Raw genomic sequence first — 13,666 nt, 5'->3', positions numbered from 1 at the left:
TCCGGGTTTGCCCCCGGATGGAAGACTGGATGCGTGGCCCATCTCGACGTCTCCGGTATCGACTACTTCCTCTCCGACGGCAGGCAGCTGCTCAACGGCGTGGCCTTCAAGGTGGGCGACGGCCACAAGACGGCCCTGATAGGCCCGAACGGCACCGGCAAGACCACCCTCCTGCGCATTATCTCCGGAGATCTCGCCCCCGATGAGGGGGCGGTCAGCCGCTCCGGCTCCATGGGGATCATGCGGCAGTTCGTCGGGCAGGTGCGCGACGACACGACCGTCCGTGACCTCCTGGTCTCGGCCGCGCCGCCTGCGCTCGCCGCGGCCGCCACGCGGATCGACGACGCCGAACTCGCGATGATGGAGACCGACGACGAGCCCGCGCAGATGAAGTACGCCCAGGCCATCGCCGACTGGGGCGACGCCGGGGGCTACGAGCTCGAGACCACGTGGGACGAGGTCACCATGGCGGCCCTCGGTGTCCCGTTCGACCGCGCGCAGTACCGGGCGGCGTCGTCGCTCTCGGGCGGTGAACAGAAACGCCTCGTGCTGGAGGCGCTGTTCTCCGGCCCCGACGAGCTCCTGCTCCTCGACGAGCCGGACAACTACCTCGACGTCCCCGGCAAGCGCTGGCTGGAGGCGAAGCTGCGCGAGTCGAAGAAGTCCGTGCTCTTCGTCAGCCACGACCGTGAGCTGCTCGCCAACGCGGCAACGCGCATCGTGACCCTGGAGCCCGGGGCGCTCGGGGCGTCCTCGTGGACGCACGGCGGCGGCTTCGAGACCTATCTGAAGGCGCGTGAGGACCGCAACGCGCGGTTCGAGGAACTGCGCAAGCGCTGGGACGAGGAGCACCTCAAGCTCAAGGAACTCGTCAACATGTACAAGAACAAGGCAGCGTTCCGCTCCGACATGGCCAACCGGTACCACGCGGCGCAGACCCGTCTCGCGAAGTTCCTCGAGGCCGGTCCACCCGAGGCGATCCCCCTCGAGCAGAAGGTGTCGATGCGCCTGCAGGGCGGCCGGACCGCCAAGCGCGCCGTCGTCGCCCAGAAGCTCGAACTGACCGGACTGATGAAGCCGTTCAGCACCGAGATCTGGTTCGGGGACCGCGTGGGGGTGCTGGGCTCCAACGGCTCCGGGAAGTCGCACTTCCTGCGGCTGCTCGCCGCCGGCGGATCCGACCCGGACAAGGAGCACCAGCCGGTGTCCGACGTCGACATCGCCGCCGTGCCGCACGAGGGCTCCGTGAAGCTCGGGGCGCGCATCCGGCCCGGATTCTTCGCGCAGACGCACGCGCGGCCGGACCTCCTCGGCCGCACCCTCGTGGACATCCTCCACCGGGGCGACGAGCACCGGTCGGGGCTGGGCCGTGAGGCCGCATCCGCCGTCCTCGACCGCTACGGACTGGCCGCGCAGGCCGAACAGCCCTACGACTCCCTGTCGGGAGGTCAGCAGGCGCGGCTGCAGATCCTGCTCCTGGAGCTCTCCGGAGCCACCCTCCTGCTGCTCGACGAGCCGACGGACAACCTCGACCTGCACTCGGCGGAGGCGCTCGAGCGGGCCATCGGCGCCTTCGAGGGAACCGTCATGGCCGTCACCCACGACCGCTGGTTCGCCCGCAGCTTCGACCGGTTCCTCGTGTTCGGGTCCGACGGCAAGGTGTACGAGACGAAGGAACCCGTGTGGGACGAGAGCAGGGTGGTCCGGGCGCGCTGAGCCGCAGCCGCCCCGCACTCCCCAGTCCCTCCACAGGCCCTCCACAACGTCATCCACAGGGTTGTCCACAATTTGTGGACAACCCGTTGGCGGCGTCGGCTCCCGGTCGTGGAGCACGTCCGTGAACCACGTTTGTGGACCACGGCGGCTGCCGCCTACGGTGGCAGAGTGAAACCTGCCGTCCGAGCCGCCATGATCGCCACCTACGCCATCTTCGGGCTCAACGGTCTCGTCTTCGCGAGCTGGGCCGCACGCATCCCCGCCGCCTCGGACACGCTGGGGCTCGGAGCCGGCCAGATCGGCACCCTCCTCCTGGTCGGTGCCGTCGGCTCGATGCTGTCCCTCCCCCTCGCGGGAGTGATCTCGGCCCGCTTCGGCACCGGGAACACCGTGCGGATCGGAGGCACGGCCGCCGCTGTGGCTGCCACGTCCGTCGCGGTCGGCCTGGCCATCGTGTCCGTGCCGGTGGTCGCCGTCGGCCTGTTCCTGTTCGGGTGCGGGATCGCCCTGTGGGACGTGGGACAGAACATCGAGGGGGCCGACGTCGAGCGCCTCGTGGGCCGGACGATCATGCCGCGCTTCCACGCCGCGTTCAGCGGCGGCGCGTTCGTGGGCGCCCTCGTCGGCGCCGGGCTCTCGGCGATGGACGTGTCGCTGTCCGCGCATCTCGTCGCCGTAGCGGTGCTCAGCCTTGCCGTCTCCCTGTGGACGCCCCGCCACTTCCTGCCCGAGACGACGGCGGACGACGCCCCGACCGCACCGGAGCACGACGGCACCCGCCAGCGGGGGCTCGGTGCATGGGGCGAAGCCCGGACCCTGCTGATCGGCCTCGTGGTGCTGGGGGCAGCGCTGACCGAAGGCGCCGCGAACGACTGGGTGGCGAAGGCGAGCGTGGACGGGCTCGGCACCACCGAGAGCACCGGAGCGGTCATGTTCGCGGTCTTCGTCGCGGCGATGACGACGGTGCGGTTCCTGGGCGGCCCCCTGATCGACCGTTTCGGACGCGTGCGGGTCCTGCAGGCGAGCCTGGGGTCCTCCCTCGTGGGCCTCGTGATCTTCGTGGCCGCACCGAACGTGCCGCTGGCGGGCGTCGGGGCCATCCTGTGGGGCGCGGGCGCCGCACTCGGGTTCCCCATGGGGATGTCGGCGGCAGCGGATGATCCGACGCGTGCCGCCGCGCGCGTCTCGGTCGTCGCCACCATCGGCTACACCGCCTTCCTCGCCGGGCCGCCCCTCATCGGTTTCCTCGGCGACGTCGTCGGTATCCGCAACGCCCTGCTGGCCGTCGGTGTCGCCGTGCTCGCCTCCTTCCTCGTGGCCCCTGCAGCCCGTGAACGGCCGGTCGAGAGCGACGAGCCATTGCGGACAGCATCTGACCGAAGTCCCTAGGTTCGCCGAAGGGGCGGTCCTACCCTTTTGGAATGGCGATTATCGAGGCAGAAAGTCTGAAGAAGACCTATTCGTCGAAGAGCGGGCCCGTCCACGCGCTCGACGGCATGAACCTTTCCGTTCCCCAGGGAACAGTCAAGGCCCTGCTGGGCCCGAACGGTGCCGGCAAGACCACCGTGGTGAAGATCCTGACCACCCTCATCCAGCCGACCTCCGGCACGGCGCACATCGACGGCATCGACGTCCTGCGGGACCCGAAGGCAGCACGGCGCATCATCGGCGTCTCCGGGCAGTACGCGGCGGTCGACGAGGGACTGACCGGCTTCGAGAACCTCGAGATGGTCGGCAGGCTCTACCACCTGAGTGCCCGTGAGGCGAAGCACCGGGCGCAGCAGCTCATCGACCAGTTCGAGCTGACGGAAGCCGGCAACCGGCCGGTCAAGGGCTTCTCCGGCGGCATGCGGCGCAGGATCGACCTGGCCGGTGCACTGGTGATCAACCCGAAGATCCTCTTCCTGGACGAGCCGACCACCGGGCTGGACCCCCGGAGCCGCCTCGCACTCTGGGGCATCATCAAGGACCTCGTCCGCGACGGCACCACGCTGCTCCTCACCACGCAGTACCTCGAGGAAGCGGACCAGCTGTCGGACGACATCGCGGTGATCGACGGCGGCAGGACCATCGCCGAAGGGACCGCGGACGAGCTGAAGGCCCAGATCGGCGGACACCGGGTGGTGGTCTCGCTCGTCGAGGCCCCCGACGCCCCGCTCGCCCGCGAGATCCTCGGGCGCCACGGCGACGGCGAGCCGAGCGTCGGTGGGGACGGCCGCACCGTGGAGGTCGCGGTCACCGACGGCCCCCGCGCCCTGCAGTACATCCTGTCGGATCTCGGCGAGGCGGGCATCGAACTGCACGACGCCGGGATGAGGCGACCGAGCCTCGACGACGTCTTCCTCAAGCTCACCGGTCACCGGACCGAGGAGACACACGAGACGGCAACGCAGAAGGAGGCGGCGGCATGAGCGTCCTGGCACCCGAGGGCCGGCAGCCCGAGAACCAGCGGTCCAGGGCGCGCGACGCCGCGTCCGAGGCTCCGTCCGAACTGTCGATGTGGTTCTCCGACGGCTGGACCGTCACCAAACGCAACCTGACGAAGCTGAAGCGCTCACCGGACATGCTGATCTTCGCCGTCCTCCAGCCGATCATGTTCGTGCTGCTGTTCAGCCAGATCTACGGCGGGTCCATCCAGGTGGAGGGCAGTGACTACACGCAGTACCTCATGGCGGGCATCTTCGCGCAGACGGTGATCTTCGGCTCCACGTTCTCCGGCTCGGCGATGGCCCAGGACCTGAAGGACGGCATCATCGACCGGTTCCGCACCCTGCCGATGAGCTCCTCCGCGGTACTGATCGGGCGGACCAACAGCGACCTCGTACTCAATGCGCTGTCGGTGGTCATCATGATGGCCACCGGGTTCGTGGTCGGGTGGCGCGTCAACGCGTCCATGAGCAGCTTCTTCGCGGGCCTCGGGCTCCTGCTGCTCTTCTCGTACGCCTTCAGCTGGGTGATGGCCCTGCTCGGCATGTCCGTGAAGTCCCCGGAGGTCATCAACAACGCGTCCTTCATGATCCTGTTCCCGCTCACGTTCATCTCGAACGCATTCGTGCAGTCGCAGAACCTGCCCAGCGCCCTCGAGACCTTCGCCAACTGGAACCCGGTCTCGGCTCTCGTACAGGCCGCCCGCGAACTGTTCGGCAACACGGGTACCGTGCCGGCGCCCGACGTCTGGCCGATGCAGAACGCGGTGCTGACCGTGCTGATCGGTGCCGCCCTGATGCTGGTGGTCTTCATTCCACTGTGCATCCGCAAGTTCACCCTCATCAGCAGCCGCTGACCGGAGGCGTCGTCCGAAAGGGGTACGGCCCGTCCGCCCGTGATCATCCCTGGGGCCGGTGATACCCACCGGCCCCAGGCCTACTGTTGGAGGTACCGGTCCCGCAGCAGCGGGACCGCCCGAACCCCCTCCAGTCAAAGGACGCACCATGATCGAGGCTCAGGCCCTGTCGAAGCGGTACGGCGCGAAAACCGCCGTGGACGCCGTCTCCTTCACCGTGCAGCCCGGCAAGGTGACAGGCTTCCTCGGCCCGAACGGTGCCGGCAAATCCACCACGATGCGCATGATCGTCGGTCTCGACAACCCCAGCGGCGGCCGTGTGACCGTCAACGGGCGGCCCTACGCCCAGCACGGAGCACCGCTGCGCGAAGTCGGTGCACTGCTGGACGCCAAGGCCGTGCACACCAAGCGCTCCGCGTACAACCACCTCCGCGCCATGGCAGCCACCCACGGCATCCCGAACAGCCGGGTCAAGGAGGTCATCGAGCTCACGGGCCTCGGTCCCGTCGCGAAGAAGAGGGTGGGAGGCTTCTCCCTCGGCATGGGCCAGCGCCTCGGCATCGCCGCAGCGCTCCTCGGGGACCCCCACACCGTCATCCTGGACGAGCCCGTCAACGGCCTGGACCCGGAGGGCGTCCAGTGGGTGCGCCACCTCGCCAAGGGCCTCGCCTCCGAGGGCCGCACGGTCTTCCTGTCCTCCCACCTCATGTCCGAGATGGCCCTGACCGCCGATCACCTCATCGTGATCGGGCGCGGCCGCATCATCGCCGACGCCCCCATCCAGTCGATCATCGACGGACAGGGCAGGGCCCGCGTGCGGGTGCGGGCCGACCGGCCGCAGGATCTCCTCGGCAGCCTCGCCGGCGAGGGGGTCACCGCGCAGGTCCTCGAACCCGAGCTGATCGAGATCACCGGCGTCGACCCCCGCCGCATCGCGGAGACCGCGCTGCGGGAACGCGTCCTCGTGTACGAACTCACGCCCCTGCAGGTGTCCCTCGAGGACGCCTACATGGAACTCACCCAGACCGAAGTCGAGTACCACTCGCACGACCTGCCGACCGCCGACCAGGCTGCCGCACCAGTGGAAGGACGCTGACCATGGCAACGTCGACCTCGCCCGCCCCCGCCCAGCAGCGGCCCCGGCCGAACCGCGAGTCCGGACCGGGAGTGACATTCGGCCGGGTGCTGAAATCCGAGTGGATCAAGGTCACCACCGTCCCCTCGACCGTCATCCTCATCGTCTCGACCGTCATCGTGATGGTGGGACTCGCCGCACTCGCGGCCTGGGCCCTCTCGATGACACAGCAGGACTTCGACTCCGCCGGGGGCCCCCCGGGCGGCCCTCCCCAGGGCTTCGACCCCGCCGAGCAGGCCTTGATGATCCCCTCATCAGGGCTGATCTTCGGACAGCTGCTCTTCGCCTCGCTGGCCGTCGTCCTGATCGCGTCCGAGTGGGCGACGGGCATGATCCGCTCCACCATGGTCGCGGTGCCGAAGCGCGTGCCGGCACTGCTGGCAAAGAGCGTCATCGTGGCGCTGGTGGCCTTCGTCGTCGGCGCAGGATCCGCGTTCCTCTCCTATCTGGTGGCGCAGCCCATCCTCGGCTCTGACCTCGACTTCAGTCTGTCGACCGAGGGTGTCCTCCCGAGCATCCTCAACACGGGCACCTACCTCGCTTTCATCGCCATCATCTCGATGGCCATCGGCACCCTCCTGCGCAACACCGCCGGCGGCGTGGTCACGGCCGTCGCGTTGTTCTTCGTGGTCCCCCTGATCATCGTGAACCTCCTCTCCGGACTGGCCGACTGGATACCCGACGCAGCCCGCTTCCTGCCCACCAACGCGGGTGACCGGCTCGTCGCCATCACGACGGAGAGTGACGCCCTCACCCAGTGGGAGGGCGGCCTCGTGATGGGCGCCTGGGCGCTCGTGCTCCTCGTGGTGTCCCTCCTCGTTACCAAGAAGCGGGACGTCTAGGAACGCCTCACGCCCATGGACCCGACCCTTGAGTGAGAATCGCCCGATGAGGGAGACCGCGGACCGGACGCCCGCGGTCTCCTTCACGGAGCTCAACGCCCGACGCCTGGGTCCGTTCCGTCGGTTCTTCCGCAAGCATCCGAGGGCCATGGACACGGTGGTCATCATCGTGTTCGTCCTCTTCGCTTTTCCCGGCGCCCTCCTCCTCATCATCGACTCGGACAACTGGGTGGGTCTTCCCGGCGTGGTCCTGGCGGCCGCGGCGCTGGCCTTCCGGCGCGACCGGCCGCTGCTCGTCCTCGCCTTCGTCTCGGTCCTCGACGTCCCCGTCAGTGTCCTGACCGAGGGCGGGGGCAGCAGCGGCGTGGCGACGATGTTCGCCCTGTACACGGTGGCCGCCACCTACCCGCTGCGGCCGACGCTCGTGGCAGCGGTAGTGGCGACGGTCTGCTCGGTCAGCACCCTGTTCCTCATCCCGGTCAGCGCGTTCGAGGGCGCACCGGGTGTGGTGTGGCTGCTCAGCGGCTTCATCGCGATGTTCATGGGGATCGCGACCGGCGTAGGCATCACGGTGCGGCGGGACCGGGAACACGAGAGCGAGCTGCGCGAGTGGGCCGCCCGCAACGCCGAGCTGGCGTCCGCGGGGGAGCGCAACAGGATCGCACGGGAGATGCACGACGTCGTCGCGCATTCACTGACGGTCATGGTGGCGCTCTCCGACGGCGCCGCCGTCGTCATGAAGCGCGATCCAGACCGCGCCACCGCGGTCCTGGGGGAGCTGTCCGGCACGGGCCGTACCGCCCTGGCGGACATGCGACGGGTCCTCGGGGTCCTCCGTGCCGAGGCCGCGAACGAGACCCTCGGGCCACTGCCCTCGTCGAGTTCCCTCGCGCAGCTCCTCGACGGATTCCGGGCGGCCGGGCTGCCACTCAGGGTGACCACGAGCGGCCCGCGGCTGCCGGACGATCCCGCCTTCCAGCTGACGGTGTACCGGATCCTGCAGGAGTCGCTGACCAATGTCCTGCGGTACGGCAAGGGCGTTACTCTGGTGGACATCTCGATCGCCCGCACCGGGGACGAAGTCACCCTGCGCGTCGCCGACGACGGCCGGGGCGCCATGGGTCCGACCGTGTCCCTCGGCTCGGGCCAGGGCATCGCCGGGATGCGGGAGCGCGCCGCCATCTACGCCGGATCGGTGGAATGCGGACCCCGACCGTCGGGCGGCTGGATCGCGGAGGTGCACTTGACAGTTCCCGGCGCCGACAGCGGAACGGGAGACCAACGGGGGAGAGAGAACGATGACCACCGACCACAGCGCGCCCATCAGGGTTCTGCTCGCTGACGACCAGCCCCTGCTGAGGATGGGCTTCCGGCTGATCCTCGAGGGTGAGGCGGACCTCGAGATCGCCGGTGAGGCGTCCACAGGAGCCGAAGCCGTCCGTCTCGCGGCGGAGCTTCAGCCCGACGTGGTGCTGATGGACGTCCGGATGCCTTTCGGCGACGGGATCGAGGCCACCCGCCAGATCACCGCCTCGGGTTCCGGCTCGCGCATCATCATCCTGACCACCTTCGACCTGGACGAGTACGCGTTCTCGGGCCTGCAGGCGGGAGCGTCGGCGTTCCTGCTGAAGGACGTGGCACCCGAGGACCTGGTGCACGCGGTGCGGATCGTCGCGAGCGGAGACGCCGTCGTCGCACCGCGCGTCACCCAGCGGTTGCTCGAGACCTACGTCCGGTCGCTGCCGCCGGCACAGGCGACGGCGACCGTCCCCGACCGGCGGCTCGCGGAACTGACGCCGAGGGAGCGGGAAGTGCTCGAGGCGATCGCCGGGGGGCTCTCGAACGCCGAACTCGCAGCCCTGTTCTTCCTGTCGGAAGCCACGATCAAGACCCACGTGCGGCGCATCCTCACGAAACTGGACCTACGGGACCGCGTGCAGGCGGTCGTGTACGCCTACGAGAACGGGATCGTGGTGCCGGGTCCGGCGCACTGAGGGCCGATCAGCAGGAAAAATCCCTCACGAGGGATTGCTTGCCTGTCCATGCGCCGACGTTGGCACGAATGCTCAGTGTGTACGTGGGGTACTGCAGGAATCCTCTCGGCACGGTGAAGGTCGCCGTCCGGCCCACCTTCAGCTCCTGCGGCGGTGCGACATCCGTGGTCGTCCCAGGCTTCGTCAGTGTCAGCGTGTAGGACGTCGCCCGGTCCACCGCGCCGAAATCGGTGACTGCCACGGTCATCGTTCCCGAGAAGGGTGGACAGTTCGCCGAGGCGGTCATCCCCACCGGAGCCGGCACTGTATAGGCCGTGACCTTCATCGGAGCCGTCGCCGCACCGGAGAAGGCGGCCTGCGCGATCGTCGGGGCGCAGGTGAACACCACGACGGCGATCAGCACCCGCACGAGGAAGCGGACCCGCCGCAGTCGGCGTGGGGCGCGGTGCCGGCTCATGGTCGTCCTTCCTCGTGCTGGCTGCGGGTGTCCGGTGGAGACGCCGGTGCCCTGTCGTCCTGGACGTGGGGGTCCTGGGCGCCGGGGGTGGGGGGGGTTAGCGGCTGGTGGCTGCGCGCTGGGTGGCGGTGAAGGCGAGGTTCACGGTGCTGGCCAGGCCCTGGAAGGTGTTGCCGGCGGTGGTGGGCAGGGTGGCGGTGACGCGGAGGTTGTCGGCCTTGGTGCTGGTGACCGAGGCGAGGTTGTTGAGGACCACGTCGGTGCCGATGATCGGGCGGGTCGGCAGGACCGTGGTGGTGGTCCCGGCGCAGGTGTAGGTGTAGGCGGGGGCGGTGCCGGTCTCGGTCCAGGGCACGGTGCAGGCGTCGACGGTGACCTGGAGGCCGTTGAGGGCGTCGGTGGTGAGCAGGGTCGGGGTGCCGACGGCGGTGGTGCTGAGGGTGACGCCGCCGAAGTTCTGGTTGCCGGTGTTGGTGAGGGTCGCGGCACGCTGGATGGAGTCGCCCGGGACGATGCCGGTGGCGGCGACGGTGAGGCGGTTGGCGGCGGTGCCTTCGGCGCCGAGGGCGACGTTCACGGAGCCGGCGGTGACGTTCTCGCTGGCGGAGGTGGTGGAGGTGAAGGAACCATAGGTGCCAAGGCCTGCGACGGAGGCGGCGACACCGAGCAGGGCGACCGAGGCCAGGACCTTGCCGGAGGTGGACTTCAGGGTGATGCGGGAGATGCGTGCCATGGTGAGACCCTTTTCCTGGAATCTGGTGGTGTGCCGTCCGGCACCCCCAGTGGGTCCCGGTTCTTCTGGTATCCACTCTGATCGCGCAAGCTAAACCGCAGCCTGCGTTTCGCGTGCATCCTCGGCGAAGGAAATCCGAAGACCGCGTGAAAACCGAAGAAAGAGCGAAGCGGGGGTCGAAGACAGGCAGAGCCGGCCCCTCCAGCAGCCCATCCGCGCATATCTGGTTGAATCGGAGGATGACTTCAGCACCCGCGCACATCCAGGACCTCGGCGCCTACGTCGCGGCCTCGCCGTCGAGCTTCCACGCCGTGGCGGAGGGCGGGCGACGCCTCGCCGCGGCCGGTTTCCGTGAACTGCGGGAACAGGACGCCTGGGAGGGCGGTTCAGGACGGTACTTCGTGCTCCGCGACGGCGCGCTCATCGCCTGGGCCGTCCCCTCGGGCGCCGGTCCCACCACCGGGTTCCACATCCTCGGCGCCCACACGGATTCGCCGTCGTTCAAGCTCAAGCCCCGGCCCACCACGGGCAAGTACGGCTGGTTGCAGGCCGGCGTCGAGGTATACGGCGGACCGCTCCTGAACTCCTGGCTGGACCGCGAACTCGCCCTCGCGGGCCGGCTGACCCTGCGCGACGGCAGCGAGCACCTCGTCGCCACCGGGCCGCTGCTGCGCTTCCCGCAACTGGCCATCCACCTCGACCGCGCCGTCAATGACGGCCTGAGCCTCGACAAGCAACGCCACATGAACCCCGTCTGGGGCCTGGGCGACCCCGCGGACGCAGATCTCCTCGGGCTCCTCGCCGGCAGTGCCGGCATCGATCCGCGGGAGGTGGGCGGGTTCGACGTCGTCGTCGCCGACACGCAGGAACCCCGCGTCTTCGGGGCGCAGGGCGGATTCTTCGCGTCCGGCCGGCTCGACAACCTCTCCTCCGTGCACGCGGGTCTCACGGCGATCATCGCTGCGGCCTCGGACGAGCAGGCGGACGGGCCGATCGCGGTACTCGCCGCATTCGACCACGAGGAGGTCGGCAGCGGGTCCCGTTCCGGTGCGAGCGGGCCGTTCCTCGAGGACATGCTGCTGCGCATCTCGCTCGGCCTCGGTGCCGGGACGGAGGAGCGCCTGCGCGCGCTGGCGTCGTCGTTCTGCGTGTCCGCCGACGCCGGGCACGCCGTGCACCCCAACTACGCGGAGCGCCACGACCCCGCGAACCTGCCCGTCCTCAACGGGGGGCCGCTCCTGAAGATCAACGCCAACCAGCGGTACACCACGGATGCGCCCGGTGCCGCCTACTGGGCGGAGCTGTGCCGCGCGAGCGGCGTGCCCTACCAGGAGTTCGTCTCCAACAACGTCATGCCCTGCGGATCCACGATCGGACCGCTGACGGCCACGAGGCTGGGCATCCGCACGGTCGACGTCGGAACGCCCCTGCTGTCCATGCACTCGGCGCGCGAACTGTGCGGCGTCGACGACCCGGGACACCTCGCTGCGGCCACGGCCACCTTCTTCCGCGACGGCCGGTAGGGCAGGAGTTCGCCCCCGGTGGATCGTCCGGTAACATTGATACGTCTGTGCCAGAGCCCGTCGGCGGTAAATACCGCGGACGGCGGCCGGATCAACGCTAAAGAACCTCCTGTTGCGGAGAGACCGCGACCGCTTAGCCCAGAGGAGGTGGGTTCACACATGCGTGCATATGAATTGATGGTAATCATCGACCCCGATGTCGAGGAACGCTCCATCGACCCGACACTCGAGAAGTTCCTCAATGTCGTCCGCAACGGCGGCGGCACTGTGGACAAGGTGGATATCTGGGGACGCCGGCGCCTTGCGTACGAGATCCAGAAGAAGACCGAGGGCATCTACGCCGTCGTCAACTTCACCGCGACCCCGGCCGTGGCTTCCGAGCTCGACCGCCAGCTGAGCCTCAACGAGACGATCATGCGCACCAAGATCATCCGCCCCGAGGAGCAGAAGGTCTCCGCCGAGTAGTCTCGGCAGATCCCTCATCCATCCACCCCGCTCCGGCGGACAGGAACTCAAGGAGGCACCATGGCAGGCGAGACAGTCATCACGGTGATCGGCAACCTCACCAACGACCCCGAGCTGCGGTTCACGCCGTCGGGATCGGCGGTCGCCAACTTCACCATCGCGTCCACTCCTCGTACGTTCGACCGTCAGACCAACGACTGGAAGGACGGCGAAACGCTGTTCCTCCGTGCGTCGGTGTGGCGTGAAGCGGCCGAGAACGTCGCCGAGACCCTGACCAAGGGAACGCGTGTGGTGGCGCAGGGCCGACTCAAGTCGCGTTCGTACGACACCAAAGAAGGCGAAAAGCGCACCGTCATGGAGCTCGAGGTGGACGAGATCGGTCCGTCCCTGCGCTATGCGTCCGCGAAGGTCACCCGTACCCAGCGCTCCGGCGGCGGGAACGGCGGCGGCTTCGGCGGCAACTCCGGTGGCAACCAGGGCGGCGGCTTCGGCGGCAACTCCGGTGGCAACCAGGGCGGCGGCTCCGGCTGGAGCGGCGGCCAGCAGGCCCAGCCCGCGGATGACCCGTGGGGCGCGCCCTCCGGCGGAAATTCGCAGGGCTGGGGCAACGGCGCCGACTCCGAGCCTCCCTTCTAGCATCTCCCAGGCAGTGCGGTCCCGTTCCCGGAACCCCTGCCGCAGTTCCGCGAGGAACTGGCACCTCCCATCCCGCAGAATCGTTCTGCGGGCTCCAACAGTAAAAGGAGCACCACGATGGCTAAGGCTGAACTCCGTAAGCCCAAACCAAAGTCCAACCCCCTGAAGGCCGCTGACGTCACCGTCATCGACTACAAGGACGTAGCCCTGCTGCGTAAGTTCATTTCCGATCGCGGAAAGATCCGTGCCCGTCGCGTCACCGGCGTGACCGTGCAGGAGCAGCGCAAGATCGCCCAGGCAATCAAGAACGCCCGCGAAGTCGCGCTGCTGCCGTACTCCGGCGCTGGCCGCGGCTAGGGAAAGGGACCAACACAATGTCGAAGCTCATTCTGACCCAGGAAGTCACCGGACTCGGTGCAGCAGGCGACGTCGTCGAGGTGAAGAACGGTTACGCACGTAACTACCTTCTGCCCCGCGGTTTCGCCCTGACGTGGAGCAAGGGTGGCGAGAAGCAGGTCGAGTCGATCAAGGCTGCCCGCTCCGCCCGCGAGCACGCGTCGCTCGAGGACGCCCAGCGCCAGGCGGCCGCACTGTCGGCCAAGCCCGTCACCCTGACCGTGAAGGCCGGTGGCTCCGGCCGCCTGTTCGGCACCGTCAAGGCCGACGACGTCGCCAAGGCCGTCGAGGCCGCAGGTCTCGGCAAGATCGACAAGCGCAAGGTCGAACTCCCGGCTCACATCAAGTCGGTCGGCTCGTACCAGGCCAACGTCCGTCTCCACGAGGACGTAGCAGCAGTCATCGACCTGGACGTCGTCGCCAGCTAGTAGCTCGCGACCCAGGTCCACCAGGAAGCCCCCGCCCATGGCGGGGGCTTCCTGCGTT

General features: G+C 68.8%; 15 protein-coding genes. 13 read left to right on the top strand and 2 right to left on the bottom strand.

Translation table 11 applies throughout. The features are described 5' to 3' along the window. The first annotated feature begins 33 nt into the window (after positions 1–33). The 8 genes from QFZ50_RS15475 to QFZ50_RS15440 all read left to right on the top strand — a co-directional run bounded on the left by QFZ50_RS15475 (position 34) and on the right by QFZ50_RS15440 (position 8,970). Positions 34–1,716 (top strand): ABC-F family ATP-binding cassette domain-containing protein, encoded by a 1,683-nt coding sequence (locus tag QFZ50_RS15475; RefSeq protein WP_307085653.1) that lies wholly within the window; start codon positions 34–36, stop codon positions 1,714–1,716. Positions 1,717–1,884: 168 nt separating this feature from the next. Then, positions 1,885–3,105 carry an MFS transporter gene (locus tag QFZ50_RS15470; protein ID WP_373462282.1) on the top strand — a complete coding sequence of 407 codons (1,221 nt, stop codon included), beginning with the start codon at positions 1,885–1,887 and terminating at the stop codon, positions 3,103–3,105. Between the two features lie 32 nt (positions 3,106–3,137). After that, positions 3,138–4,127, top strand: coding sequence for an ATP-binding cassette domain-containing protein (locus tag QFZ50_RS15465; RefSeq protein WP_307085652.1), 990 nt, complete (start codon positions 3,138–3,140; stop codon positions 4,125–4,127). Between the two features lie 86 nt (positions 4,128–4,213). Next, a complete protein-coding gene (locus QFZ50_RS15460) occupies positions 4,214–4,999 on the top strand; it encodes an ABC transporter permease (protein WP_307086843.1) in 786 nt (261 codons plus the stop codon). A gap of 148 nt (positions 5,000–5,147) precedes the next feature. Further along, the gene (locus tag QFZ50_RS15455) at positions 5,148–6,095 is read left to right on the top strand and encodes an ABC transporter ATP-binding protein (RefSeq protein WP_307085650.1); all 948 of its coding nucleotides are present in this window, start codon (positions 5,148–5,150) and stop codon (positions 6,093–6,095) included. 2 nt (positions 6,096–6,097) lie between these two features. Beyond that, entirely contained in the window at positions 6,098–6,976 is an 879-nt protein-coding gene (locus QFZ50_RS15450; RefSeq protein ID WP_307085648.1) for an ABC transporter permease, read from the top strand. Between the two features lie 46 nt (positions 6,977–7,022). Beyond that, on the top strand, positions 7,023–8,318 hold the full coding sequence (locus QFZ50_RS15445; protein WP_307085646.1) for a sensor histidine kinase: 1,296 nt from the start codon (positions 7,023–7,025) through the stop codon (positions 8,316–8,318). After that, a complete protein-coding gene (locus QFZ50_RS15440; protein WP_307085645.1) occupies positions 8,275–8,970 on the top strand; it encodes a response regulator in 696 nt (231 codons plus the stop codon). Before QFZ50_RS15445 ends, QFZ50_RS15440 begins: the two co-directional genes overlap by 44 nt. A gap of 7 nt (positions 8,971–8,977) precedes the next feature. Here QFZ50_RS15440 and QFZ50_RS15435 read toward each other — a convergent pair whose 3' ends face one another. Both QFZ50_RS15435 and QFZ50_RS15430 read right to left on the bottom strand, forming a co-directional pair. Next, a complete protein-coding gene (locus tag QFZ50_RS15435; RefSeq protein WP_307085644.1) occupies positions 8,978–9,427 on the bottom strand; it encodes a hypothetical protein in 450 nt (149 codons plus the stop codon). 97 nt (positions 9,428–9,524) lie between these two features. Further along, on the bottom strand, positions 9,525–10,160 hold the full coding sequence (locus QFZ50_RS15430; RefSeq protein ID WP_307085641.1) for a TasA family protein: 636 nt from the start codon (positions 10,158–10,160) through the stop codon (positions 9,525–9,527). 239 nt (positions 10,161–10,399) lie between these two features. On the opposite strand from QFZ50_RS15430, the gene QFZ50_RS15425 reads away from it, so the two are divergent. The 5 genes from QFZ50_RS15425 to rplI all read left to right on the top strand — a co-directional run bounded on the left by QFZ50_RS15425 (position 10,400) and on the right by rplI (position 13,608). Next, entirely contained in the window at positions 10,400–11,683 is a 1,284-nt protein-coding gene (locus tag QFZ50_RS15425; RefSeq protein WP_307085640.1) for a M18 family aminopeptidase, read from the top strand. A gap of 159 nt (positions 11,684–11,842) precedes the next feature. Then, positions 11,843–12,148, top strand: coding sequence for a 30S ribosomal protein S6 (gene rpsF / locus QFZ50_RS15420; RefSeq protein WP_043442549.1), 306 nt, complete (start codon positions 11,843–11,845; stop codon positions 12,146–12,148). Positions 12,149–12,208: 60 nt separating this feature from the next. After that, positions 12,209–12,784: a single-stranded DNA-binding protein gene (locus tag QFZ50_RS15415; RefSeq protein ID WP_307085639.1), complete on the top strand. Its 576-nt coding sequence runs from the start codon at positions 12,209–12,211 to the stop codon at positions 12,782–12,784. A gap of 117 nt (positions 12,785–12,901) precedes the next feature. After that, positions 12,902–13,141 (top strand): 30S ribosomal protein S18, encoded by a 240-nt coding sequence (gene rpsR, locus QFZ50_RS15410; RefSeq protein ID WP_005273147.1) that lies wholly within the window; start codon positions 12,902–12,904, stop codon positions 13,139–13,141. Between the two features lie 17 nt (positions 13,142–13,158). Next, complete coding sequence (gene rplI, locus QFZ50_RS15405; protein ID WP_104051916.1) at positions 13,159–13,608, top strand: 50S ribosomal protein L9; 450 nt, start codon at positions 13,159–13,161, stop codon at positions 13,606–13,608. Positions 13,609–13,666 lie beyond the last annotated feature (58 nt).

This window comes from Arthrobacter agilis (genome assembly GCF_030816075.1).
Taxonomy (GTDB): Bacteria; Actinomycetota; Actinomycetes; order Actinomycetales; family Micrococcaceae; genus Arthrobacter_D; species Arthrobacter_D agilis_E.
The sequence above is the reverse complement of the archived record's forward strand: the minus strand, read 5'-3'. Positions and strand labels throughout refer to the sequence as shown.